The organism is Carboxydocella thermautotrophica (assembly GCA_003054495.1).
In the GTDB taxonomy this organism is placed as follows: Bacteria; Bacillota.
Window position 1 is genome coordinate 382,969 of the sequence record CP028514.1, and the last position, 25,420, is coordinate 408,388.

Below are 25,420 nucleotides of genomic sequence, written 5' to 3' on the forward strand. Positions count from 1 at the left end.
GCAGTTTGGTAAAAATCATGCATATATCTGAAGCTATAGCTTTTGGAGGTGCTGAGAGGGTTATTTGCAGTTATGTTACGGCTTTAGCTAAAGATAAGAATTTAGACATTATTTTAGTTGTTCCTGATAAGTATTATAATGATTTTTTTAGAAATATATGTTCAAATGAAGTTAAACTAATCCCGTATAATAAAAATTTTTTTTCAAAGCTAAGTTTTAATAGATTTAAATTAATAAAGAATCTAATTGTAAAATATAAACCAGATATAATTCATACGCATGACCCGAGAATGCTTATTGCTGTGTCCCTAATGAAAAAATTTTTTACTATAAAGCATTTTCATACTCAACATTCCAAAGAAGTTTGGAGAAAAAGTTATTTGATTGAGAAATTGTTTAATCTTAACGCAGATCATTATATAGCAGTTTCTTCGGAAGTAAAGAATTTCTTAATAAATAAACGTGGAGTAGATACAAATAATATATCAATTATTTTTAATATAAATATTCACAATAAACAAAGTGAATATAAAAAAAGCATCGGTAAAAATCAAATTATTAAGTTGATAGCGGTTGGTCGTATAGAGAAAGAAAAAGGATTTGATTTATTACTTAAGGCTTTAGCCAAAATCAAGGAAAAAATTTCTGATAGAAATTTTGAATTGTTTGTTGTTGGTTCAGGATCAATGTTACCGTATTTGAAACAACTGACTGTTCAATTTGGCTTAGTAGAAAAAGTGAATTTTATAGGTTGGAGAAATGATGTATTTGATTTATTATTGGCTTCAGATATATTTATTTTACCTTCAAGAAATGAAGGTATGCCGCTTTCATTAGTTGAAGCAATGACTGCCGGATTACCATCTGTTTGCTTTGATGTATCCGGTGTTAAAGATTTAATTAGAAATAATATTGAGGGAATAGTATGTAAACCTGAAGATATTGATGAATTAGCTGATGGAATAATTAAGTTAATTTTAGATGAGAAACTACGTTTTGGTATTGGAGAAAGAGCTAAACAGCGAATAGATGAGCTTAGCAAAAAAAATAACATGGCAGATAGACTGATAAGATGTTATTTTGGAGGATAACATGCAACGAAGAAAAAAAATTATTATTTTTTATGAGCATATAAATAGAGAATTATATGTTGCATTATCTTTAAAGAAAAAGTTAGAAGAATTTTTAAGTGTTAAAGTATATGTATTGTCTATCGTATTTGAATATTTTAAAGCATTATTTATAAAAGCTGATTTAGTAATTATGCCATGGATGTATGACCACATTGATTTCTATTATTATTGCTATATTTTTAAAATTAAAAACCCAAAAATGAAGATACTCAATTTACATCACGAGCAAATAGGTACGAAGGAAACCATAAAATTTTTGTTACCTAAAGATAAAATATCAAAACAAGTTTATCACTTAGCTTGGGGACAGGATTTTGCACAAAAACTATTAACTATTGGAGTAGAACGAGAAAAAATTTTTATTACTGGTAATCCACGAACAGATGAGTTTTTTAATTGTAATGTTGATAAAAAGAAAAAGGAATTAGCAATAAAATATGGGTTGGATTTTAAAAAGAAATGGATACTTTTTGCCGATAATTTAGCTGGTATAGCAAATCTAACTGACGATGAGGTTAATAATTTAACTAAAAGAGGAATTAATTTTTATCAGTATAGAAAAATTGCAAGAGAAACATATTCTGAAACTATAAAGTTTATAAATAACTTAGCATTAAATTTGTCTCAGGAATTTGAAATCATTTTCCGTTTTCATCCTGGGCATAATGATAACCGTAATCTGTTTAATTTAAATATTAAAATTATTAATGATTTGAGTATTTATGATTGGTTCCCATGTATTAATGTTTTTTTAACCTGGAATAGTACCAGTGTTTTTGAAGCTATTTTATGTGGAGTAGAGAATGTATTTAGATTTGAACCATTTACTATACCAGAAGAATTTAAAATTGAAAAAATGAAAAATATACCTGTAGTTACATCAGCAGAACAATTAATATTCCTTTTACAAAATAGAGCGGAATTTAATTTGGAAATAGTAAAAAAGGAATGTGAAGAAGTTTATGGGCCCGTTGATGGTATGTGTTGTAATAGGATTGTTGATATAATTAAAAAGATTATATATTCTGATGAAGAAACTTTGCACAATGAAAAGATACAAGTTAAAAGAATTTTAAGTGCAGTTAAGATAGGAATATATCAATGGCTGGCATATCTTTTCGTTTTAACAAACACTATAGATTTAATAAAATGGCCAATTCCACAATATAAATTAAAAAATGATTTTCCAAGGTGAAAAATATGACTAGAGTAGTTTTTTTGCGTTCTAATCCTGTTTTTCCTGATCCGAGAGTGGAAAAAGAAGCTCAAAGTTTATCAGAACTCGGTTATCAAGTTACTATTGTATGTTGGGATAGAATTGGTAATTTACCTATTAAAGAAAAATATGAATTTGGTGAAATTCAGCGTTTAACTATAAAAGCTCCATATGGTAAGGGTCTAAAAAATTTTGCCAATTTACTTATTTGGCAGTTTTCTTTATTTAAATGGCTTATTAGAAATAACAATAAATATGATATTATACATGCTTGTGATTTTGATACTGTATTACCTGCAATGTTTATAAAATTTATAAAAAATGTTAATGTAATCTATGATATTTTTGATTTTTATGCAGATATGGTTCGGAATGTACCAAACAGTATTAAAAAAATCATAAAAAGAATAGACTACTGCGTTATTAATAAAGTAGACGGTGTAATAATTGCTGATGAAAATCGCTTAGAGCAGATAAATGGTTGTAATCCTAAACGTATTGTTGTTATTTACAATAGTCCACCAGATTTTTTCAATGAGTTAAAATTAAAATACGATAAAAAAGATAAAAAATTTCGTATTGCTTATATTGGTATTTTACAAAAAGAACGAGGACTTTTAGAAATGATTGATGTAGTAAAGAAAAATCCTAATTGGCATCTAGATATTGCAGGTTTTGGAGGAGATGAACAATTAATTTTAAAAGAAATATTGGATGCAAATAATATTATTTTTCATGGTCGATTGGATTATTTAAAAGCACTAGAATTAAGTTCGCAAGCAGATGTATTATTTGCAACCTATGATCCAGATGTGATAAATCATAGATACTCGAGTCCTAATAAATTATTTGAAGCAATGATGTTAGGAAAACCTATAATTGTTTGTGAAGGAACTGGGATGGATAAATTGGTTGTAAAGCATAAAATGGGATTAATTGTAAAATATGGTAATAAACATGTTTTGGAAAAAGCTTTAAATGATTTGTATAACAACCGAGAATTATATAACCAATTAAGTTATAATTCCAGAAAGACTTATGAAAACTATTTTAGTTGGCAAAAAAATAAAATAAAACTACAGAAATTTTATAAAGATATTATAAATAATTGAACTGAAGGAGTGAATACACACCATTCTCCGAGAATTAATTTGGAGGGAATGTAAGTGAAAATTTTAATGCAAAACAGACCAGACCCTTTTATTATTAAAGGTGGAGAAACGGTTCAAATGCTTCAGACCAAAAAAGCCCTTGAAAGGTTAGGGCATATTGTAGATATTTCTACAGAATTAGAACCCAATCTGGAAAGTTATGATGTAGTTCATCTTTTTAACTTAACTATGGTAGGTTATACCTATATACAAGCTTTAAATGCAAAAAAATGGAGAAAACCTGTAGTTTTATCAACCATATATTTTAATTTGGATGAGTTTGAATCCAAAGGAAGAGTAGGCTTACTTAAATTAATAAATAATATATTCGATTTGGACACAAGAGAGAGATTAAAAGCCATAGCTCGGTCAGTTTTACAACCAAGATCAGCTAAAGTCTACTTAAGGCAAGCTTTTACTGGGTATATAAAACAACAACGCGAACTTTTAAAAATGGTTGATGTAATTTTGCCTAACTCTAAACTAGAACAAGAATGTATATATAAGGATTTTGCGCCTTTAAAACCATATTGCCATGTTGTACCTAATGCAGCTGAAAATATTTATTCTACGGGATCAGCGGAACGGTTTTATGAAAAATATGGAATAAAAAATTTTGTTTTATGTGTTGCTAGAATAGATAATAGAAAAAATCAATTAGCTTTAATCGAGGCCTTAAAAGATACGGGATTAACTGTAGTATTTGTTGGCGGTGTGAGTCCAAAACACCGTAAGTATTTTAATGTTTTTATTGATAAAATCAGGAACAATAAAAATTTTATTTATTTTGATGAGATGCCAGCTGAGGAATTAGCCGATTTATATAAAGCTGCTGAAGTGCATGTTTTGCCAAGTTGGGTAGAGACTCCGGGTCTTTCAAGTTTAGAAGCTGCGCTGGCAGGCTGTAAAATAGTCTCTACTAATAGAGGATCAGCTCCGGAATATTTTCAAGAGTATGCCTGGTATTGTGATCCGACAGATATAGTTTCTATACGCAAAAGTGTTTTGGCAGCATATGCTGCGGAGAGATCTTTAACATTAGCACAATATATCAAGGAGAAGTTTAACTGGGACAGGGCTGCAGAAGAAACAATTAAAGGATACATGGCCGCATTAAAAATAAATAAATTTTAAGGGGTATTTACTGATGTTATTATATAGTTTATTAATGATAGCACTGTTTTTATTACCAATAGTCAAATGGGAACCGGCGCCTTTTGACATTTTAATGGGAGTTTCTTTTTTACTTTACGGCAACCAGTGGAAAGGAATTTTTGTAAAAAGAGAGATACAAATGTTTAGCTTTTTTTTGTTAATGGGTGTGATTGCAGATCCCCAGCACTTATCAATAACAGTGCCATATTTTTTAAAAACTGCTTATATTTTTTTCACTGGAATACTGCTTTATTCTGTCTTTATTAACAAAGAAGACATGTTAGTTAAAATTATATCTTTAGGTGCTTTTTTTTGGGGTGTAGTTGTATTTGTTGCTTATTTGAGCGGGTGGACTTTGGTACAATATGATACTTGGCGCTTACAGGGATTTTTCAAAGATCCTAATGTTTTTGCTGCCTTTTACGTGTTTATTTTTTATATTAGCTGGGTTAGGCAAAATATTATTTTACTTTCATTAAGCCTGTTCCTGATTTTGGCTGCTATGTCGAGAGGGGCATGGCTTAGTCTTGCGATTGGCAGTATAATTTTAATTAGCTATTCCTGGCGAAAGGAACGGACTTGGTGTATACGTGCTTTATTTCATTCGGCTTTAGCTACTGTTTTTTCTTTAATATATTTTCTTTTTTCTGATCGATTTAGCTTTTTCCTGGGTAGAAATAGATTACAGCCATATGATGTAGAACGATTTGCTAACCAAAAGGCTGGTGTTGAAGGGATACTGGGGTCCAATCCAATCGTTAACGACTCATTTATTAATAAACTTTTAGGATATGGTCATGGTACATATGAAGTATATCATCAAATGTCGGCCCATAGTTTGTATGTTCGTATGTTATTTGAAAATGGCTTGGTCAGTTTGATTGTATTATGTATAGTTTTTATTATTTTACTTAAAATGAGCTGGCAAAAAGTTGATCATTGGACAGGACGTTTATCATTGGTATCTTTAACCGGATTTTTAATAAACAGTTTTTTCATCGATACAATTCACTGGCGACATTTTTCAGTTATATTAGCATTGTTACTAAGCATCTATTATCAAAATAAGAAACATAAATTGGATAGAAAAACAGTTGGAGATAATGGTAAAGTAATTGGTAAGGAGTATTAGTAGCTATGCAAATCTGGCATCTTATTACTCTGGCTGAATTTGGTGGTGCCCAAAAACTGGTTTATACATTGGCGCGTAATCAAGCCACACAGGGGCATCAGGTTACCGTAGTTTCTTCAATCAGGGGCGAACTGTGGGACTGGATTGAGAATTACAAGGGGATAAACACTATTAAAATTCCGAGCCTTGTCCGGGAAATCTCTCCTTTGAAAGATCTGATGACTCTAAGTCAGTTATATCAGCTGTTTTGCCGCCATCGTCCGGAAGTAGTACATTGCCATTCTTCCAAAGCAGGGATACTGGGCCGGCTGGCAGCCAGATTGGCCGGGGTACCGGTCAAAGTGTTTACTGTACATGGTTGGAGTTTTTATGCTCCGGAAAACCAATTACTACGCAAGTTTTATGTTTGGTTGGAGAAATTAGCAGCTCGCTGGGGTGATGCTTTGATTTTTGTTTCTGAGGCCGACAGTCGTGCTGCCAGTGCGGAAGGAATTGCTTCCAAGATAAATCTTACCATCCATAATGGGCTACCGCTAAGAACAAAACAAGATAAAAGGCAATCACGCCGTCTGCTCAACTTGCCTGAACATAGGTTGATCATTGGCACTGTTGGCCGACTAAGTACTGTTAAAAACCCTTTGTATGTTCTGGAAGTACTGGCCGTTCTTGCTGCTGATACGGATTTTTTGTTTATCTGGGTTGGTGACGGGCCAATGGCTGAAGCGGCCCTTCGCAAGGCAGAAGAACTAGGGATTGGCGAACATTGCCGTTTTGTCGGTTATCATGAGGACCCTGCTCCCTGGCTGGCGGCCATGGATATTTTTGTTTTGTTTTCTCGCTTTGAGGGCTTACCCCTTGTTATCATCGAAGCCATGCAGCAGGGAGTACCGGTAGTGGCTCATGATGTAGGGGGCATTGGTGAAATGATTAGCAACGGAATCAATGGCTTCCTGGTCCAACCGGGCGATCAAGCGGCAGCTGTAACCAGGTTAAGGGAAATCAGCGAGTCCCCCGCCTTGGCGACAGAATTGGGTCGTCAGGGGCGGGAACTGGCTCTGGCTAAATTCTCTCAAGAAATCATGCTGGAAAAATATATGGCTGTTTATAAAGATTTACTGGCTGGGAAGGAGAGAGAAAATTGACCGGGGGACTGCAAGCGGCATTCATATTAATTTTTATTAGTATCATTTCCTTCTTGACATTTAATCGGGGCGGCTTTTTTGCATTCGAAGCGATGCCGGCAGCAGCTGCCATTTTAGTAATGTTTTTGGTTGTCTGGTTTCTGGTTAAGTCTATCAGCGAACGGGGAATGGCCATTTTGGGAGCAACAGCTCTATGGCTGGCAGTTTGGATCTTGTCCTTGAGCAGGGCAGCGCATATAGGATTAGCTTTTGAGGAACTGTTGCGTAATGCCATGTATATTGGTTCATTTTTATTGATTTACTTGGGGAACAGGGAGGAAAAATTCCGGTTATTAGCTGTAGTTTTATTGTTGGTTATCGGTGTATGTGAGGCTTTATCCGGTTTGGGTACTGCATACGGAACCTTTGATTTCGCCTCTGCTTATAATGCGGAATTGCGGCGAGTGATGGGAACTATGCAGTACCCGAATGCCCTGGCAGCATATTTAAGTATGTTGTTTATCCTCGGTCTATATCTTTATTCAGCGCTAAGCCAGCGCTGGCTGAAAGCCGTTACAGCCGCTGCTAATTATCTGCTTTTTACCGGTATCTTATCTGCTCAGTCCCGTGGGGCAATTTTAGCCTTGTTACTTATACTGGCACCAGCGCTGGCTTTTTGGCCACGCAATTCCCGTCGACAAGTACTATTTCATTCTCTATTTACGGTAGGCGTGGCCTTTGCTGTTGCCAAATGGACTGTCAATTTTTCCGGTGCTGTCAGCAGCGGGCAACAGTGGTTGGGTCTTGGTGCAGGTGTTGCTATAACAATTCTGTTGGTTTTTCTTAAATTTTCTCTGAACTGGCAAGAGCAAGGGGAAAAATATAGCAGAATTCTGGTCTTTACTGGCACGGTTACCGTATTGCTGATCGGAGCCTATTTTCTCCTCCGTTCAGGAGGCCTGTTGGAACGGTTAACCAATATTAATTTTCAGGATCAAAACGTCCAGGAACGCCTGGTTTTCTATCAGGATGGATTGAAAATGCTGAAAGACTATCCCCTCACCGGTGCCGGTGGGGGCGGATGGCGGACCCTGTTTGAAAAGTACCAGAGTTACCGCTATGTTTCCCGGGAAACCCACAGTTATCCGCTGAAAGTTCTCGTGGAGACAGGTATTATTGGCTTCAGTGCCTATTTGTTAGTATTTGGCGGTTTCTTTGCTCTTTTGTTCAGGCAATGGTGGCGGGCTAAAGCTTTACCACCTCTAGCCTGGGCCGGAATGTGGGCTGTGTTGCTGGTTACCTTGCACAGCTTTATCGACTTTACCCTTTCCCTCTCAGCTATTACTGTTACTATGTGGATAATCATGGCCTTGACCTTGGCAGAGCTGGAAGAAAAGGAACCCCTTCAGCCCAAGAGCCAGGGGTTATCCTGGGCCGGGGTAGCCATTACTTTGGTTTTAATAATATTTGCGGCGAAAATCAGCCTGGGAGAAAGATATTATCGCACTGCCCAACAAGCGTTTCAGGCTCAAGATTTATCAGCGGCAGCTGCAAAAATTCAGCAGGCTATAGCTTATAACAGCTGGAAAGCGGAGTATTATCGGGAGCAATTTGTCATCTTGCTGGCATTGGCCCAGCAGCAAAACAATCCCTCGTATTTTGCTGAAGCAGTCAAATCTGTCCGGAAGGCGGTAGAACTGGATCCTTATTCTGCTAATAATGTACTTAATTACGGCAAAGCCTTGTTGCTGGAAGGTCAGATCGAACAGGGGCTTAGTGAACTGGAAAAGCTGACAACCCTTGCCCCCTACGATATTCGCACCTGGGAAGTTCTGACCGAAGCCTACCATAATGTAGCCCAGTACTACCAGCAACAGGGCGAAACAGCGAAGGCAGAAGCTTATCGGGCCAAAATGCAGGAAGTTCCCCGGCGGATGGAAAAGGTCTGGCAGCAAGTACCGGAAAAATACAAGCGAATGTGGATAGCCTGGCCCAAACTTGAGGTAACAGATTATATGAAAAAACTGTTGGTAAATTAGGGAAAACTCCGGCCGTAGGCCGGAGTTTTTTGCAGGAAATTACAGAAGATTGTCGAAGTTATTATGATTAATAATAATTCGTTATGAAAGGAGCGGAGCAAGATGGGGTTCAAGAGAAGAAGATGGCAGCTGGTGGCCTTGTTTTTGAGTGTATTGATATTTTGGACCCAGGTTGCCTGGGGGGCTTATGGCAGCACTCTTTATCCTTTATATGAAATCTATCACCCCAATGACCCGACTTTAGCTCCGGGTAATGCCGAAAATTACAACGGTTATCTCTATTACACCGGTTTCAATCAGACAGTCAAAGTCGCTGTTGATTTAAACGATTGGCTGATGAACAACGATTTAGGTGGAGCAACTATCAGTGAAGTATATGCTGACTTAAGCAGTATCGGTATGGACAGCCATTATTTGTTAATTGATAACGGATATAATAATTTTACCTTGCAATTCCCTCTGCCTGATTTGAATGCAGAAGCCCAAACCTTCAGTTTGCCCCTCATGGTCCAGATCAATGGGGAGAGTAGTCCACGCCTGGCTGGAGAGTATAATCTGCTGTTAAATTACAATTTTCCAGGCGGTTGGCAGCTGTCGCCTGACCCGCGGATACAGACCGATATGGGCCTGGGCTCCATGACTTCCTTTCAGGTAAACAGGCCCGGAGTCGGTTCAATCAAATGGTGGCCGGCAACGACATTATCCCTGGTGGATCCTGTGCTGATCAATAGCTGGCAGGATTGGCAGAGGGTTTGGCTGGAGCCAAAAATCATCGGTTATGGCCCTGATTATTTGCTTACAATGCCTAACCGCCTGGAAATCGTCATGGAAGATGTCTATTTTGCTGCAGGGACAGGAGACCCGGACATTGTTAAACTTACTCCTGATGGTTCCGGTGGTTGGTTAAAAAGCGGACCACTGGATGCTACCGCTTTTGTGGTAGCACCGGGCTGGGATGCTCAGGACAATCAGGTTAACTTTACCGTCGACCAGCCGGGCATTTATGCCTTTCCGCCCAGTTTGCGTGTGGATCTGCCGGTAGAGGATACGGTCTATTTGACAGACTCGGCTCAGGCTCAGGTGACGATCCAGGGCCAGGTTCAGGACCTGAAAGCTACCATCCAAATCTACCTGGATGCTGAACCAGTGCCGCGAGCTACACCCGGATTAAACAACGATGGCACCTTCACAGCAACTTTAAACCTGGCAGGTCTGAATGATGGTACTCATACCTTGAAAATAAAGGCCCTCTCTACCAATCCCATACTGAATGAGGAAATCAGCAAAACAGTGATTACCGACTTACAACCACCCGCTGTCACCGGAGTAGCTGATGGCCAGACTTATACCGCGCCGGTGACCCCGGTTTTTACTGAAGGAAGCGCCCGGCTCAATGGGCAACCATTTCTTTCCGGGACGACCATAACTGAGAATGGGCAATACCAGCTGGTGGTAACAGACAGTGCGGGGCATGTCACTACCATCACCTTCACTATTGCCATCCCTGCTTCCGGGCCTGCAGCGGGCGATAGTTCCGGCTCTGGCTCAAGCTCTGGGGGTGGGTCCAGCTCGGGTTCTGCCTTGCCTGCCGGATTTAATGTTCCTGCTGAACTGCGGGCGGGAATTACCATCAGCCCGACTGCAGTCACTGGCAAAGAACCCGGGATCAATGCTGGCATTTGGGATATCACTTATAATGGTTCATTAAGCCAACCGGCCGCCATCACCTTCCCCCTGCAAACACAGCTCCAGGATGGGCAAGGGGCTGGTGTCTGGTATTACAGCCCTCTGGCTAATCGTTGGCTTCCTATCGGCGGCCAGTTGGGAGCTGATCGGCAAACCATTACTGCTAATCTGAACCATTTCAGCCGTTATGGTGTGTTCCTGCGCCCCAACAGCTTCCCGGACCTCCCGGCTCAGCACTGGGCGGCAGCCACCATCTCCGGCTGGGCAGGTCAGGGACGGATTCAGGGCTACCAGGGTAAGTTTGAACCGGAACGCACCATGACCAGAGCCGAACTGGCCTCCTTGCTGGTACGGTTGCTGGCCGTAGAAGACGATGGCCGGTCCTTGCCTTTGCCTGCCGATGTCCCTGCCAGTCACTGGGCAGCCCGGGATATTGCCCTGGTGGTGAATAAAGGCTGGCTGCTGGGCTATAATAACCGCTTCCGTCCCCAGGAGGCGGTAACCAGAGAGGAACTGGCCGTGGTTCTGGCCAGGCTGGCTGACCTGGGAGCAAGTGCCGATCTAAGCTCCTTCAGTGATAACAGGCAAATCTCTCCCTGGGCCCGCGCGGCGGTAGGACAGGCAGTTAAACAGGGATTAATGAACGGGCGCAGTCACAGCTCTCTGGCTGCTCGGGCAGTTGCAACCAGAGCAGAAGCTGTAAGTTTGCTGTATCGCTGGAACAAAAAATTTGGTATCAATGAATAATTCCCCCTTGCTCAGAACAAATGTTTGCGATATAATTAACATGAAGCTATTGGGAAGGGGGGAGGATGGTGGACAAGCTGGACAGACTGGAAGAAATGATGCGCCAGGTCATTGTCATGCTTGCCGGAATGGATGCCAGAATCGAAAAACTGGAAAAAGAAGTTGCTGAACTAAGACAGGAAGTCAATCTGCTGAAGGCACAGATGGCAGAATTTGTTGCTCTTAAACCGCAAATCGAGGAACTGATTGCCTTAAAACCACAAATCGAAGACTTTATCAAACTTAAACCAGAAATTGAGGAATTTATCAAACTTAAACCAGAAATCAAGGAACTGATTGCCTTAAAACCGCAAATCGAAGACTTTATCAAACTTAAACCAGAGATTGAGGAATTTATCAAACTTAAGCCAGAAATCAAGGAACTTATTGCCTTAAAACCGGAGATTCAGGAATTCATCAAGCTTAAGCCAGAGATTCAGGAATTCATCAAGCTTAAGCCAGAGATTCAGGAATTCATCAAACTAAAACCAGAAATTCAAGAATTTATCAAACTAAAGCCAGATATCCAGGAATTCATCAAGCTCAAGCCTCAAATTAAAGAACTGGTCGCCTTGCAGCCGGATATCCAGGGACTGGTAGCATTAAAACCAGATTTAGAGGCTCTGGTTAACATGAAACACAAAATCGAAGAAAGCCATACCTGGCTTGGTACCATTTACGAAGGACACCGGTTTCAACGGGCGGAAATGGACCGCGTGAACATCAAGCTCGCCAGAGTAGAAGGTGCTCTCACCGGAATGGCCAGTAGTCTGGAACCTTATCACAAAACAGCCCCCTGACCCCAGGGGGTTTTTTTCTCCCTATTGACCGACAGGTCGGAGTAGTATATACTGGAAACTAGAGACCGACCGGTCGGTCGGAAGGGATAAATGCAGGGAGGGGATAAGAGCATGTTCAGAACTGGTTTAGCGTTCTTGCTAGGACTCACACTGCTGGTAGGAGCAGCAGGATGTGGAAGTAAAGCCAAAGAAACAGCCACTGCCAGTGAGGCTGTACCGGTTGAGGTGGTAACCGCAACCGAAGGGCCCATTTCCCAGACCATTACTATTGCCGGTAAGGTGGTGCCCAAACAGGAGATAGCCCTGGTGCCCAAAGTGGGCGGCAAAGTCAGCCGGGTAACGGTGGATATTGGCCAGAGGGTAAAAGCTGGCCAGGTGGTAGTAGAGCTGGATGCCAGTGACCTCAAAGCCCAGATTGCCGCCACTGAAGCGGCAGTGCGTCTGCAACAGTCTTTGCAAAAGCAGGCCGAAGTCAACTACCAGGACGCCCTGAACAACTATAACCGGATCAAATATCTCTATGATCAGGGGGGAGCTTCCCAGCAGCAGCTGGATGCAGCCAGGGCCAACCTGGATCGGGCCCAGGCGGCCTACAGCCCTGCCGGGGGTGGCAGTTCTGCTGCCCAGATCCAGCAGGCCCAGGCGCAGCTGCAGGCCCAGCGGGTACAGCTGGCCAACTTCACCCTGACTTCACCCATTAATGGGGTGGTAACAGCCCGCAATATCGATCCGGGGGAAATGGCATCACCGGGAGTGCCGGTCCTGACCATCGTGGATGACAGTACCATGCTGGTAGAAGTAGGCCTGATGGAAAACCAGATCAATTACGCCCGGCCAGGACAGACAGTGGAGGTAAAAATCACAGCCACTGGCCGTACCTATCAGGGGGTCATCCAGTCCATTAGTCCGGCTGCTGACCCGCGCAGCAAATCCTATTTAACCCGGATTGAGATCAATAACGCCGATGAGACGGTCAAAGGCGGCATGGTAGCGGAAGTGACATTGGCAGCCCAGGAGAAGGATAAGGCCTTGCTCATACCCAAAGCAGCCATAGTGGAAAAGCTGGGGGCCAGATATGTTTATGTTGTGACCGGTAACAAGGTGGACGAAGTCAAGATAGAAACCGGTTTGAGTGATGCCGAGAAGGTGGAGGTGCTTTCTGGAATCAAGGCTGGCCAAAAGGTGGTTATCGCTGGCCAGAACCTGCTGGCTGATGGTACTGAGGTACAGATCAAGGCAGGAGGCCAGAAACAATGAGGATCTCCGACCTTTCCATCCGGCGCCCGGTTTTAACTGCCGTAGTATTCATTTTTATCATCATAATGGGCCTGGTTTCGGTTACCCGTTTGGGGCTGGACCTTTATCCTGATCTGAATTTCCCGGTTGCTGCGGTTGTGGTTAATTACGAAGGGGTGGGACCCCAGGAGATTGAGAACCTGATTACACGCCCGGTGGAACAGGCTATGGGTACAGTCAACAATATCGATCATATTACCTCGGAAAGCCAGCCGGGCTCATCCCTGGTGCTGGTCTGGTTCAAGTGGGGCACTGATATGAGTGAAGCCGCCATCCAGATGCGGGAAAAATTGGACCGGATCAAGCCTGTGCTGCCCAGGGACGCCGATACCCCCATGGTGCTGAAAATGGACCCAACCCAGATCCCCATTTTGCAGCTGGGGGTGACTGGAGGTAAAGACCTGGCGGATTTGCAACAAATCGTGGAGGATAAAATCCAGCCCCGACTGGAACGACTGGAGGGGGTAGCCTCGGTAGTTACCACCGGGGGTTATACCAGGGAGATTCTGGTGCAGCTGGATAGCAACAAGTTACAGCAGTATGGGCTCAACAGTACCCAGATTGCCGGCATTCTGCGTCAGGAAAACCTGAGTCTGGCCAGCGGGGAGCTGACTGATGGCGGCAAAATCCTGTTTGTCCGTACTCTGGGAGAATTCAGGAGTATTGATCAGCTAGCCAATCTGCCGATTCCTCTGCCCCAGGGTGGCTCGATTGCCTTGAAGGATCTGGCTCTGGTCAAGGATAGTAATAAAAAAGTGCGTCAGTATACCCGTATCAACGGGAAGCCCAGTATTGGGATTCATATTCTGAAACAGACCGGGACCAATATTGTGCAGGTAGCCGACCGGGTCAATGCGGAACTGAAGCAGTTACAAAAAGAATTAAAAGCGGACGGGGTCCAGATCAGCATAGCGGTGGATAACTCCAAATTTATCCGGGATTCCATCAATCAGATCAAACAGCATTCCCTGGAGGGCGCTGTTCTCTCCATCATCGTGCTGTTGCTGTTTTTACGCAACTGGCGCAGTACCATCATTGTTGGCCTGGCCATTCCCATTTCAGTGGTTTCCACCTTTGTCTTGCTCTATTTGAAAGGCATCACCCTTAATATGATGTCGCTCGGGGGACTGGCCCTGGGGATAGGGCGGATGGTGGATGATTCCATCGTGGTGCTGGAAAATATCTATCGTCACCGGGAGCGGGGCTTGAGTCTCATTGAAGCAGCCCGCCAGGGCACAGCCGAAGTGAGCAATGCTGTTATCGCTGCTACTCTGACGGCAATTGCCGTATTTCTGCCCATGATTTTTGTGGAAGGCATTGCTGCTGAACTGTTCCGGCAAATGGCTTTAACCGTTTCTTTCTCCCTGCTTTGCTCCTTGCTGGTATCTCTGATGCTGGTACCTATGCTGTCCTCCAGATTTTTGCGTCTGGAGCAGGAGAAAAATCGGCATGTGGTCTGGTGGGACCGGATGCTCAACTGGTTTAGCGCGGGTCTCAGCACACTGGATGATCGTTATCGGGATTTACTGGCCTGGAGTCTGGGCCACCGCAAAACAGTGGTCCTGCTGGTAATCGGGTTGCTGGTAGCCAGTGGGGCACTGGTGCCGGTAATCGGCATGGAGTTTATGCCCAAAACCGATACAGGAGAGATAGCTGTAGACATTAAGCTGGCCAAAGGAACGATACTGGAAAAAACCGCAGCTGTAGCCGAGTATTGTGAGCAAAAAGCCCTGGAGCTGCCGGAAACGAAAGTGATTTTTACTTCAGTGGGACCTTCCGGTCGGGGAGGGATGGTCAATCTCAGCGGGCAATCGGAAAATGCCCAGATTCGCATCAAGGTAGGCGCTCGTTCTGAACGGCAGCGCAGTACTGACGAAATAGTGGAAGACTTGCGCCGCCGCATCGGGGTAGTGCCTGGCGCTAAAATTTCCGTCAAAATGTCAGATGCCAGCCAGGGAGGACCTGCCGGGGCGCCCATTCAGATCAATATCAAGGGGCAGGACCTGGAGGAGCTGGCTCGCCTTGCGGATGAAGTAGTGAAAAGGGTGAAACAGGTGCCTGGAACCCGGGAAGTGGAAAGCAACCTGGAAGCCAGTCGGCCGGAACTGCAGATTTATCTCAAGCGGGAAGTGGCGGCTCAGTATGGTCTGACGGCTACTCAGGTAGCCAGTGCAGTACACCAGGCTCTGGCCGGGGAAACTGCCACCCGGTTCCGTACTGGCAAAGATGAAATAGATGTGCGATTGGCTCTGGAAGACAGCTATGCCGAAAGTCTGGGGCGCCTGGCAGCGTTGCCTTTATCCCTGCCTGGGGGCGGGGTGGTGGCATTGGGTCAGGTGGCAGACCTTTCGGTTACCATGGGCCCGACCTCCATCAAGCGGGAGGAAAATGCCCGGGTAGTGACGGTTTCGGCAGAAAATGTGGGCCGGGACCTGGGCAGCGTCACCAAAGACATTCAAAAGGCTCTGGCCGACCTGCCCTTGCCCCCTGATTATACCCTGGAATATGGCGGGCAGAACAAGGAAATGATGCAATCCTTTGTCAGCCTGGCGCAGGCGCTGGTATTGGCGATAATTATGGTCTATCTGGTCATGGCAGCTCAGTTTGAATCCTTCCTCTATCCTTTTATCATTATGTTCTCCTTGCCTACTACCTTTATCGGGGTGGTAGCAGGGTTGGCCTTGACTGGCAGAGCCTTTAGTGTCAATGCCTTTATCGGAGTGATCATGCTGGTGGGGATTGTGGTTTCCAATGCCATCGTGCTGGTGGATTACATCAATATCCTGCGGGAACGGGGCAAAGACCGCTGGACGGCCATTCTGGAAGCCGGGCATACCAGGTTGCGCCCGATTCTGATGACTACCCTCACTACTGTGCTGGGGATGATTCCTCTGGCTCTGGGAATTGGCGAAGGAGCAGAGGCGGAAGCTCCGCTGGCTACGGTAGTAGTAGGGGGATTGACCACCTCCACAATTCTGACGCTGGTGTTTGTGCCGGTGGTCTATACCCTGTTTGATGATGTGCGTAACTGGCGCTTTAAAAAATCAAAGATAGGGGGGAATTACCATGAAAGCAAGAATTAAAACCGCAGCCCTTTTCCTGGTTATTTTGCTCACCACTTTAACTTTATCTGATGGGGTAGGAGCACAAACTGCTAATCCTAAAGTGGTGAAGCTCTCCCTGGATCAGGCTATTGATCAGGCTTTAAAACACAGTTCGGATTTGAAACTGGCGCAAATAGCAATAGATAAGGCACAGATTGCTGTGGACAAAGCGGAAAACGGCAAAGAGCAGATGGAAGATGCTAAAGACAAATTGAGCTCGATCGGACAGTGGAATGACAGTTTTGATAACGACCTGGTCATGTATTATTATCCCCGTCAGGCCCGGTATGCGCTAACTATGGCGGAGAAGGCCAAAGCCCTGAAGGAAAAAAAGGTACGCCTGGAAACCCAGCAGCTTTATTATGAGGCTTTAAAAGCCCAGATGATGCGGGATGTCAAGAAACGCAGCCTGGATAAAGCTCAGGAAATGGTGCGGCTGGCTTATGCCAACCAGAAAGCCGGGGTTTTCTCCAAACTGGATGTCCAGAATGCCGAAACCCTGGCCGCATCCGCCAAAGCGGAATATATAGCCTATGAAAATAAGTTTCAGATCGCACGCATGAAATTGAATAAGCAGCTGGGACTGGACCTGGACACTCCCCTGCAATTGACCACTGTGCTCAATTATGTTCCCAGCAATGACCTGGATGTGGAAAAAACCATCAAAGATACGGTGGCTGAATCCCTGGATATTTACAGTGCCAATGAAGCAGCCAGTCTGGCAGCATTGAAGGCTCAGCTGGCAGATAAATATTATACTTCCAATGTTTTTACCAACCGGGAAGCTCAGACGGCCAAAGCAGAGGCAGAAGCGAAAAAAGAAAAAACGGAAGTAGAAGTGCGGCTGGCAGTAAAACAGGCCTATTATACCCTCAAATCTGCCGAGGAGAGGATTAATGTCTTAAAAGCCAGTATAAGTAGGGCCCGGGAGGGACTGCGCATTACCACCCTGCGCTATCAGAAGGGGATGGCAACCAATGCTGAGCTGCTGGATGCCCGGGTTAGCCTGGAACAGGTGGAAGCCCAGTACGCAGAAGCCATTTTCGACTACAATCTGGCACGGGCCCAGTTCACTTCCCGGCTGTTTGTGTTAGCTGGCTCTGAAGCCCAGACTACAGCTTCCACCGGAACCGGGGGGGCAGGATTTTAATGGAAACCAGCGGCAAGCGGGAACAAATTCTGGCGGCGGCGATGGAAGTCTTCAGCCGCCGCGGCTTCCATGAAGCCAAAATGGAGGAGATAGCGGCCGCAGCAGGAGTAGGCAAAGGTACAGTTTATGAATATTTTAGCAGTAAGGCTGAGCTGTTTCAGGAAATGTTTCGGCAAAACATATGTAAGCACCTCTCCCGTCTGGAAGACGCTATAGCGGCAGAAACAACGACAACGGGCAAAATTCAGCGTCTGCTGGAATTGCATTTTCAGTTTGCCTGGGAAGCTCAGGACTTAACCAGGTTAAGTCTGGATTTTGGCCATCTGAATTTTAACCAGGAGTTCAGGCAATGGATTCTCAGACATCAGAGACAAAAGATAGAATTGATTACCCGGCTGGTGAGGGAAGGCCAGGAGAAGGGAGAAATCAAAACAGAACTAAATCCCCATGCGGTAGCGCTGGTTATCCTGGGTACTTTCCATTCGCTGTTCGGGGCAATTATGGCTGGCACAGCCGAAGACAGACTGGTTAATGATATTTTTTCCGTAATTATTCAGGGTTTAGCAGGAAAAACCAACAATTAGTCGAACAATATTATAAATATGCATAACCATTTTAAAGAAGATATAGATACCCTGGTGGCAAGGGGAGGACTGAAAAGGTTGAAAAGGATAGAGAAAAAAGTCAGGGGCCGGGCATATCTTTGCCTGGCAGTCTGGCTATTAGGGCTTTTTTTACCTGTTTCTGCTCAGGCTGCGGTTTTTCGGGATATTAGTTATAGCTGGGCGAAAGGGCAAATTCAGCATCTGGCAGCCCTCAATCTGGTCGAAGGTTACCGCGGTTATTTTGAACCAGACAGATTTTTGACCAGAGCAGAGCTGGCCAAAATTCTGATTGAAATAAATGGCCGTGGGAAGGAAGTTCAGAGCCTGCAGAACGTCTGGGGAGTATTTCGTGATCTGAGTCCGAAACACTGGGCCAATGGCTATATTCTCCTGGCCCAGGAACAGGGCTGGGTTAAGGGTTATCCTGATGGTACCTTTCGCCCTGACCAGCCTGTCACTCGACTGGAGCTGGCCTATATCCTCTCCCGTTTGCAGCCTTCTGACCAGGACGTGCCCTGGTGGAATCTCAGTTTCCGTGACCTGGGGAAAATACCGGAGGAGGCCCTGGGGGTTGTAGCTAACGGAGTGAGCAAGGGATGGCTCCAGGGTTATCCTGATGGCACATTTCGCCCCCACAACAAGTTAACGAGAGCTGAAGCTGCGTCGGTTGTCTACCGTTTTCTGGCTGACACAGGCGGACTTTATGATCTGGTAGGTACTGTAACAGCTTATTACCCAGGGGAAAGTGTTACCTTGAAAGCGGGTAATAAAGAAGTAACTTTGCGCCTAGCGCATGAAGCATTACTGCCCGGTGGTGCCCTGTATAGCGGCTGGTATGGGGGACTAGTGCTGGACCAGCAAGGGCGGGTTCTGCTGGCTGGCCCGTTGCAGGGGGTAAGCGCTGAAGTAGCAGTTCAGAGGAATAATAGTTCCAGTAGCGCCTTAACCCGTGACAATGACCAGTATCGCCTCTTCAATGGACAGCAGGAACCCAGCCAGGCTGCGCCGGACCCGGCGGTCAGCCTCAATATTACCAGGCGGGAAATGGGTGTAGATGAGCTGCTCAACCTGACAGGCGGGGCGACTGGATTGGGCGAAACCATTGCCATTATCGATACCGGTGTGGATGCGGCCCATCCTGATTTGCAGGCTAATATCCAGGGCTGGCCCAAAATAGTGGATTGGCGGGATGTAACTGAGGATGGGCTGGTTAATTTAAAAGAATTGCCTGCTGATCAAGGCAATGTAATCCTGGATGGACAGACACTGGGTGTAAATTCCGCCTGGAGCAAAAGCGGGCTCTGGCGGGGAGGCTGGTGGCAGGAAAACGGAATTGACCTGGATTTTAACGGTACCGGTGATGACCGCTGGCCGGTACTGGTTGCAGATAGCAATAAAAAGGGAATTTATGATACTGTCTGGATTGATACCAATCATAATGGGGATTTTCGGGATGAAACTCCTTTAAAGGTTTTTGCCTCTAACCGCTCAGTACTTAAACTGGGCCAGGGGGAAAAGAAACGGGGGGTTGTCCTGGCTGAGCTGGCCAGTGATGGCTCCAGTTTGCGGCTGGGATTTGACGGCTCCGGCCATGGGACCCATGTCGCCGGGATTGCTGCAGCCAGTGGTCAGGTTAACGGTGTGGCTCCGGGAGCTCGCTTGCTGGTGATTAAAGCCGTGGATTCCCGCGGTCGTTCTGATACCAGTAAGCTGGCTCAGGCCATTAATCTGGCTGCTCGGCTGGGTGCCAAGATTGTAAACCTGTCCATCGGAATCCAGAGTGAAAATGGCCGGAGTTCCATTAACCGCCTTTTGAAAAACCTGTCCGATCAGTATGGTATTATTTTTGTAGTAGCTGCCGGCAATAATGGGCCGGGTTTATCCACTATCACCATGCCGGCAGACACAGCCGGAGTGATCAGCGTAGGGGCCTATATTTCCCCGGCTATGTGGTTACAGGATTACGGTTACAAGGTTAATAGCGATACCCTCTGGTTTTTCAGTTCCCGCGGACCCCGCAAGGATGGCCTGGCTTTGCCGACAGTAGTGGCTCCTGGCAGTGCGGTTTCTACTATACCGGGTGGTGGTTATGAACTATCTGAAGGAACCAGCATGGCTGCTCCCCATGTGGCAGGAGCTATTGCAGTTTTACGTCAGGGAGCCAAAGCTAAAGGATTGCCCGCAACACCTGAACTGATACGACGGGCACTGATCAGGGGGGCTGTGCCCATCAATGGTTATTCAGAAGTAGAGCAGGGAGCGGGCAAGGTCAATCTGGTCAAATCCTGGCTGGTCTTGAAACAGCTGCAGACACCGCCGCCAATGCTGGTGAGCATTAATGGTTATGATTTTGAATCACTAGCAGGACTTTATGGCAGGGAATTTCGGCCTCTTGTGCTTGACTTAAAAATAACCAATATAGACAGTCAAAACTGGCAAATGCGCTTTGAATCAAATATTTCCGGAACAATCATGAGCCAGAACTATCTTTTGCTACCGTCGCTGACAAGCCGAACACTACCCTTGCACTTTAACCTGCCAGCTGAACCGGGGCTATATACCTATCATTTGCAGGGTTATGCCGGGCCTAACCCTGAACCGGCGGTGGATTTGCTAACCACATATATTTCTCCGGAAAAATGGCAGACAGATGGCACGATCAAACGATGGCAAAAAGAGGATAATGCTCAGGCTGGGCAGAGTAAAAGATATTTTCTGAGGGTAGAGGAAGGCAGCAGCAAACTGCGGATCAGACTGCAAGTAGAAGGTGGACAGGGAAGAACCAGGCTGCACCTGTTTGACCCCCAGGGACGGGAAGTGGATCCTGACCTGACGGCTTTTGCCGGAGTTAATCCCGATGGCCAGAACCGCCTGGAAGTCAGCAAAGAGGTGCTGAATCCTCAGGCCGGTACCTGGGAGGTAGTAGCCTATACTTCCGCTACGCTGGCCAACTACCAGTTGACCGAATCCCGGTATAGCCTGCAGGCTGAACTGGAGAGCGGAACCGCTACATCAAAACCAGAAGGGGAATTGCTGGTTACTGTCTTCCGGGCCGAACAGGGGACGATGGTGGCGGTGCGCTGGCCTGATGGAAGACCCTATAATGGCATGATCTTGATTGACAGTGACCTTTTACAGGTAACCAGTGGCCGCGTCTATCTCTGGCCCAGACAAACATTAAACCCCGGCTATTGAGAGCCGGGGTTTTCCCTTAACTGCCACAACATCCCTAACAGAAACCAGAAATAAGTATTCATCATCGGTACCTCAAAAATATTCTCCACCCCATTGTGGGCCAGTACTCCCGTCAATCCTGCTACCAGGCCAGCAGCCAGCAGGCGATCACCGGGGGCGCGGATGCGCCGGTAGGAACCGATGGCATACCGCCAGGCATTGAAGTAAACAAACAGCAATAGTGCCAAACCGATCAGACCTGTTTCCGCCAGAGTCTTGATATAGTAGTTATCGACATAAAAAGTACCCGGGATATCATTTTGAGCCGCCACGGCACCGCCAAACCGGCCCAGACCCAGCCCGATCGCTGGCCGTTTCTCCACCTTTTCCAGGGCTGTGGTCCAGCGGACCAGGCGTCCGCCTTTCTGGCTGCTTTCGATATACTGGGGGCTGAGCATATAACTAATGCGGGCGCCAACCGATGGGGCCAGGACTGGTACCAGCAGAGAGAGGGCCAGGATGGCCACCAGCAGCCGGCGATTGTAGCAGAAGCCGAAGACCAGCATGGCCAGCAGGAAAGCCAGCCAGGCGCCGCGGGAATAGGTATAGACCAGACATAAGAGCTGGGCAGCCAGGATGCCCCAGTACAGTATGTACTCCGACCAGCGCCGGGCAGAAAGGGCAAAGGCCAGGTTAATGGGAATAAACAGCATCAGATAAGAGCCAAGTACGTTGGGACTGCCGATAATGGAAAAAGCCCGAAATGATATAGAGCGTTCTGCCTGGTCTACCCACTTGGCCGGGATGGAAACCCCGGCGGCCTTTTGATAGAGACCATAAGCTGCCACCAGGAATGCCCCCAGCAGGGCCACAAACAGCCAGGTCCGGATTTGGACCCTGTCCCGCAGGAAATTGACGGCCACAAAAAACCAGAGGGAATATTCCACTACAGCCCTGAGGCCATCCAGGCCGATTCTGGTATCGGGGGAGCGCAGGAAAAAGAGGAGCAACATGCCCCACCAGAACAGGATGATATATTTGGCAACTGGTGTGGCCTTAAGCTGCCGCCAGCCCTGGGTGGCTAACAGATAGACAAAGCCCAGACCTACAATAAGGACAAACAGCAATTCATCCCAGAGACCGGCCAGAAGGCCGATGGTTCGCAGGATATAATCGATGATAGGATAGAGGGCTACTAAAAGCAAAAGCAGGCCAGTAAGATTCAGCCGCACCAGGTACTGATAGGTACCAGAAGATTGCAGGAAGTTTTCCAGCTTTTGGGCCAGTACTTCAAGGAAGGTCAGGAGCTGACGGTAAACCAGGTACAGACGGCTTTGCGGCCAGGCTGGCCAGGAATCCACCGGTTCAGTTACCCAGCGATAAAAGCGGCTATTGATGAAGATGCGATAGAACCAGCTGTTGGCGAGCATTTGTTGCCACATACCTTCTTCCTCACTTCCATATTTCTGTTCTCCATTATACTGATGTTGTAAAAGGCAGTCAAATCAGCTACAATAGACAGAGGTGAGACTGACAGATTTTGCGGGAGTTGGTCAAATTGACGAAAATTCGCGTCCTGCACATTATCGGGGGCGGGGAAATCGGGGGAGCGGAAAATCACGTTCTTTCCCTTCTGGCCGCTCTGGATCAAGAAAAATTTGCTCCTACCCTTTGCTGTTTGGCTCCCCGCCCCCTGTACCAGCGGGCCCGGGAGCTGGGAATAGAGGCCTATGCCCTGGATATGCGCCATAAACTGGATATTCATGTGATAAAAAGTATTTATCAGCTGATTAAGGAAAAGGATATCCAGATATTACATACCCATGGGGTACGGGCTAACCTGGTAGGGAGGCTGGCTGGACTCCGGGCAGGGGTGCCGGTGTCTGTAACCACTGTTCACAGTGTGCTGGAATATGATTATCCTGGTTTGCTGGATCGTCTGGTCAACAGCTGGACCGAAAAATCCACCTGGCGCCTGGTAGACAGGTTTATTGCCGTTTCCCAGCTGCTGGCCAGGGATTTGCAGCGCAAAGGCGTGAACGCTGAAAAGATTAGCCTGATTTATAATGGTATCCCGATACCTGCGGAGCCGACTTCCCCGCTGGACAAAGGGCTGCTACGGCAAGAACTGGGGTTGGAGCCACAGCGGCCGTTATTAGGGGTGATCGGAAGATTACATCCCGTCAAGGGCCAGGCGGTGATGTTACAGGCAGCGGCTCGCCTGGTTGCTCAGGGACGGGATTTTACCCTGCTGCTGGTGGGAGAAGGGCAACAGCGTCAGGAATTGCAAAATCTGACATCAGAACTGGGCCTGACGGGATGCGTGCATTTTCTCGGCTTCCGGTCCGATGCAGCGGAAAAAATTATGCCGGCACTGGACATGCTAATCATACCTAGTTTATCAGAAGGATGTCCGCTGGTCGCTCTGGAAGCGATGATCCGTAAGGTGCCGGTAATTGCTTCCCAGGTGGGCGGTTTGCCGGAACTGGTAGAACATGGTGTCAGTGGACTGCTGGTTCCCCCCGGTGATCCGGTGGAGCTGGCGGAAAGAATTGTCTGGCTCTGGGAGCGGCCTCAGCTGGGACGGGAATTGACGGAGGCGGCCTATCTGCGGGCCAGGGAGAAGTTCAGTTTAGACAGAATGGTAGCAGATACGCAAAAAGTATATTTTGAGCTGCTGGCTCGTTTCAGGAAAGGGGAAAAAGACCGATGAACAAGGAAACGGCCCGGGCAGTGGTTTGCCTCTCTTCCATTGACTGGGACCCGATTTGGACCCGTAAACAACAGGTGATGTCCCGGTTGCCCCAGAACTACCGGGTACTTTATGTAGAACCTCCCATTACCCTGTTGTCAGCCTTTAAGGATAAAACCCTCTGGTTCAAATGGACGTTGTGGCTGAAAGGCAATCGTCCCTGGCGGGAGAATATCTGGCTTTATTCTCCGCCACCGGTATTGCCTTTTGGTAATAAATATCGCTGGATCAATAAAATTAACCAGTGGTGGCAGAGCCTCTTTATCCGGCGGCAGATCAGGAAACTGGGCCTCAAGCAGCCCTGGTTATGGATGTACCTGCCAGGCAGTGTGGATATAGTTGACCGCCTGGAACACAGCAAATTGATTTACGATTGTGTGGATGAACATTCCGAATATACCGGGCTGATTGATAAACAGGTGGTACGATCCATGGAAGCAGAACTCTGCCGCCGCTGTGATGTGGTATTTGTTACTGCTCTTGGCCTGTATGAAGATAAAAAAGGCTGGAATCCGCGTACATATTTCATTCCCAATGCAGCCAATCTGGAGCTGTTTGGCAAGGCCCAGGACCAGGCTACCCGGGTGCCGCCGGACCTGGAGCAAATTCCGCCTCCCCGGCTGGGATTTGTAGGGGTAATTCAGGACTGGGTGGACCTGGATTTGCTGGCGGAAGTAGCCCGTCTGCGTCCGAATTGGTCTGTGGTGCTGGTGGGACCGGTAGGGGCTGGGATTGATGTCAGTGCCCTGCAAGCTCTACCCAATGTTTACTTGCTGGGGCGGCGGGAGCAAAAGGAGTTACCTGCTTATCTGAAGGGGTTTGATGTTTGTCTCAATACCTTCAAAATCAATGACTTGACCCGCAACGTCAGTCCCCTCAAGTTTTATGAGTACCTGGCTTCAGGCAAGCCTATTGTTTCAGTGGATATGCCCCAGGTACGAAATTTTGCCGATGTTGTCAAAATCGCTTCAACCCCGGCAGAGACGGTAGCCGCAGTAGAGGAGATTTTAGGCAGCGACAATGAGGAGCAGAAGGCCAGGCGGCTGGCCAGGGCCCGGGAAAACTCCTGGGAGAGCCGGGTTAAACAAATGCTGGAGATTATTTTAAGGAGGCAGTAAAC

At 46.2% G+C, this 25,420-nt stretch carries 17 protein-coding genes; 16 read left to right on the forward strand and 1 reads right to left on the reverse strand.

Annotation, left to right across the window (positions count from 1 at the left end):
- The first annotated feature begins 5 nt into the window (after positions 1-5).
- The 14 genes from CTH_RS01960 (at position 6) to CTH_RS02025 (ending at position 21,569) form a co-directional block, all read left to right on the forward strand.
- Entirely contained in the window at positions 6-1,091 is a 1,086-nt protein-coding gene (locus CTH_RS01960; RefSeq protein ID WP_078665199.1) for a glycosyltransferase family 4 protein, read from the forward strand.
- Position 1,092: 1 nt separating this feature from the next.
- Entirely contained in the window at positions 1,093-2,328 is a 1,236-nt protein-coding gene (locus CTH_RS01965) for a CDP-glycerol glycerophosphotransferase family protein (RefSeq protein WP_078665198.1), read from the forward strand.
- A 5-nt stretch (positions 2,329-2,333) separates the two neighbouring features.
- Positions 2,334-3,461, forward strand: a complete 1,128-nt coding sequence (locus CTH_RS01970) for a glycosyltransferase family 4 protein (protein WP_078665197.1) — start codon at positions 2,334-2,336, stop codon at positions 3,459-3,461.
- Positions 3,462-3,515: 54 nt separating this feature from the next.
- A complete protein-coding gene (locus CTH_RS01975; RefSeq protein WP_078665196.1) occupies positions 3,516-4,634 on the forward strand; it encodes a glycosyltransferase family 4 protein in 1,119 nt (372 codons plus the stop codon).
- Positions 4,635-4,647: 13 nt separating this feature from the next.
- Positions 4,648-5,787, forward strand: a complete 1,140-nt coding sequence (locus CTH_RS01980; protein ID WP_078665195.1) for an O-antigen ligase family protein — start codon at positions 4,648-4,650, stop codon at positions 5,785-5,787.
- Positions 5,788-5,792: 5 nt separating this feature from the next.
- Positions 5,793-6,929: a glycosyltransferase family 4 protein gene (locus CTH_RS01985; protein WP_078665194.1), complete on the forward strand. Its 1,137-nt coding sequence runs from the start codon at positions 5,793-5,795 to the stop codon at positions 6,927-6,929.
- A complete protein-coding gene (locus CTH_RS01990) occupies positions 6,926-8,947 on the forward strand; it encodes an O-antigen ligase family protein (protein WP_078665193.1) in 2,022 nt (673 codons plus the stop codon). Before CTH_RS01985 ends, CTH_RS01990 begins: the two co-directional genes overlap by 4 nt.
- Positions 8,948-9,049: 102 nt before the next feature.
- Positions 9,050-11,380 (forward strand): S-layer homology domain-containing protein, encoded by a 2,331-nt coding sequence (locus CTH_RS01995; RefSeq protein ID WP_107752863.1) that lies wholly within the window; start codon positions 9,050-9,052, stop codon positions 11,378-11,380.
- A gap of 68 nt (positions 11,381-11,448) precedes the next feature.
- The gene (locus CTH_RS02000; RefSeq protein ID WP_143311820.1) at positions 11,449-12,219 is read left to right on the forward strand and encodes a hypothetical protein; all 771 of its coding nucleotides are present in this window, start codon (positions 11,449-11,451) and stop codon (positions 12,217-12,219) included.
- Between the two features lie 111 nt (positions 12,220-12,330).
- Positions 12,331-13,476 (forward strand): efflux RND transporter periplasmic adaptor subunit, encoded by a 1,146-nt coding sequence (locus CTH_RS02005; RefSeq protein WP_159073796.1) that lies wholly within the window; start codon positions 12,331-12,333, stop codon positions 13,474-13,476.
- Positions 13,473-16,598, forward strand: coding sequence for an efflux RND transporter permease subunit (locus tag CTH_RS02010; RefSeq protein WP_078665189.1), 3,126 nt, complete (start codon positions 13,473-13,475; stop codon positions 16,596-16,598). The genes CTH_RS02005 and CTH_RS02010 overlap by 4 nt, the downstream gene beginning before the upstream one ends.
- The gene (locus CTH_RS02015; RefSeq protein ID WP_079933573.1) at positions 16,582-17,769 is read left to right on the forward strand and encodes a TolC family protein; all 1,188 of its coding nucleotides are present in this window, start codon (positions 16,582-16,584) and stop codon (positions 17,767-17,769) included. The genes CTH_RS02010 and CTH_RS02015 overlap by 17 nt, the downstream gene beginning before the upstream one ends.
- Positions 17,769-18,353 carry a TetR/AcrR family transcriptional regulator gene (locus CTH_RS14055; RefSeq protein ID WP_078665187.1) on the forward strand — a complete coding sequence of 195 codons (585 nt, stop codon included), beginning with the start codon at positions 17,769-17,771 and terminating at the stop codon, positions 18,351-18,353. The genes CTH_RS02015 and CTH_RS14055 overlap by 1 nt, the downstream gene beginning before the upstream one ends.
- 78 nt (positions 18,354-18,431) lie before the next feature.
- Entirely contained in the window at positions 18,432-21,569 is a 3,138-nt protein-coding gene (locus CTH_RS02025) for a S8 family serine peptidase (protein ID WP_159073797.1), read from the forward strand.
- Here CTH_RS02025 and CTH_RS02030 read toward each other — a convergent pair.
- Entirely contained in the window at positions 21,563-22,990 is a 1,428-nt protein-coding gene (locus tag CTH_RS02030) for an O-antigen ligase family protein (RefSeq protein ID WP_107752869.1), read from the reverse strand. The two genes, CTH_RS02025 and CTH_RS02030, sit on opposite strands and share 7 nt — an antisense overlap.
- 116 nt (positions 22,991-23,106) lie before the next feature.
- Here CTH_RS02030 and CTH_RS02035 point away from each other — a divergent pair, with 116 nt between their 5' ends.
- Together CTH_RS02035 and CTH_RS02040 are read left to right on the forward strand one after the other, a co-directional pair.
- The gene (locus CTH_RS02035) at positions 23,107-24,261 is read left to right on the forward strand and encodes a glycosyltransferase family 4 protein (RefSeq protein WP_159073798.1); all 1,155 of its coding nucleotides are present in this window, start codon (positions 23,107-23,109) and stop codon (positions 24,259-24,261) included.
- Entirely contained in the window at positions 24,258-25,418 is a 1,161-nt protein-coding gene (locus CTH_RS02040) for a glycosyltransferase (RefSeq protein ID WP_078665183.1), read from the forward strand. Before CTH_RS02035 ends, CTH_RS02040 begins: the two co-directional genes overlap by 4 nt.
- The last annotated feature ends 2 nt before the right edge of the window (positions 25,419-25,420 follow it).

Excerpts from the sequence above, each read along its gene's own strand:
- CTH_RS01965 (WP_078665198.1), top strand. The coding sequence starts at position 1,093 with ATGCAACGAAGAAAAAAAATTATTATTTTTTATGAGCATATAAATAGA.
- CTH_RS01970 (WP_078665197.1), top strand. The coding sequence starts at position 2,334 with ATGACTAGAGTAGTTTTTTTGCGTTCTAATCCTGTTTTTCCTGATCCG.
- CTH_RS01980 (WP_078665195.1), top strand. The coding sequence starts at position 4,648 with ATGTTATTATATAGTTTATTAATGATAGCACTGTTTTTATTACCAATA.
- CTH_RS01985 (WP_078665194.1), top strand. The coding sequence starts at position 5,793 with ATGCAAATCTGGCATCTTATTACTCTGGCTGAATTTGGTGGTGCCCAA.
- CTH_RS01995 (WP_107752863.1), top strand. The coding sequence starts at position 9,050 with ATGGGGTTCAAGAGAAGAAGATGGCAGCTGGTGGCCTTGTTTTTGAGT.
- CTH_RS02005 (WP_159073796.1), top strand. The coding sequence starts at position 12,331 with ATGTTCAGAACTGGTTTAGCGTTCTTGCTAGGACTCACACTGCTGGTA.
- CTH_RS02010 (WP_078665189.1), top strand. The coding sequence starts at position 13,473 with ATGAGGATCTCCGACCTTTCCATCCGGCGCCCGGTTTTAACTGCCGTA.
- CTH_RS02015 (WP_079933573.1), top strand. The coding sequence starts at position 16,582 with ATGAAAGCAAGAATTAAAACCGCAGCCCTTTTCCTGGTTATTTTGCTC.
- CTH_RS14055 (WP_078665187.1), top strand. The coding sequence starts at position 17,769 with ATGGAAACCAGCGGCAAGCGGGAACAAATTCTGGCGGCGGCGATGGAA.
- CTH_RS02030 (WP_107752869.1), bottom strand. The coding sequence starts at position 22,990 with ATGTGGCAACAAATGCTCGCCAACAGCTGGTTCTATCGCATCTTCATC.
- CTH_RS02040 (WP_078665183.1), top strand. The coding sequence starts at position 24,258 with ATGAACAAGGAAACGGCCCGGGCAGTGGTTTGCCTCTCTTCCATTGAC.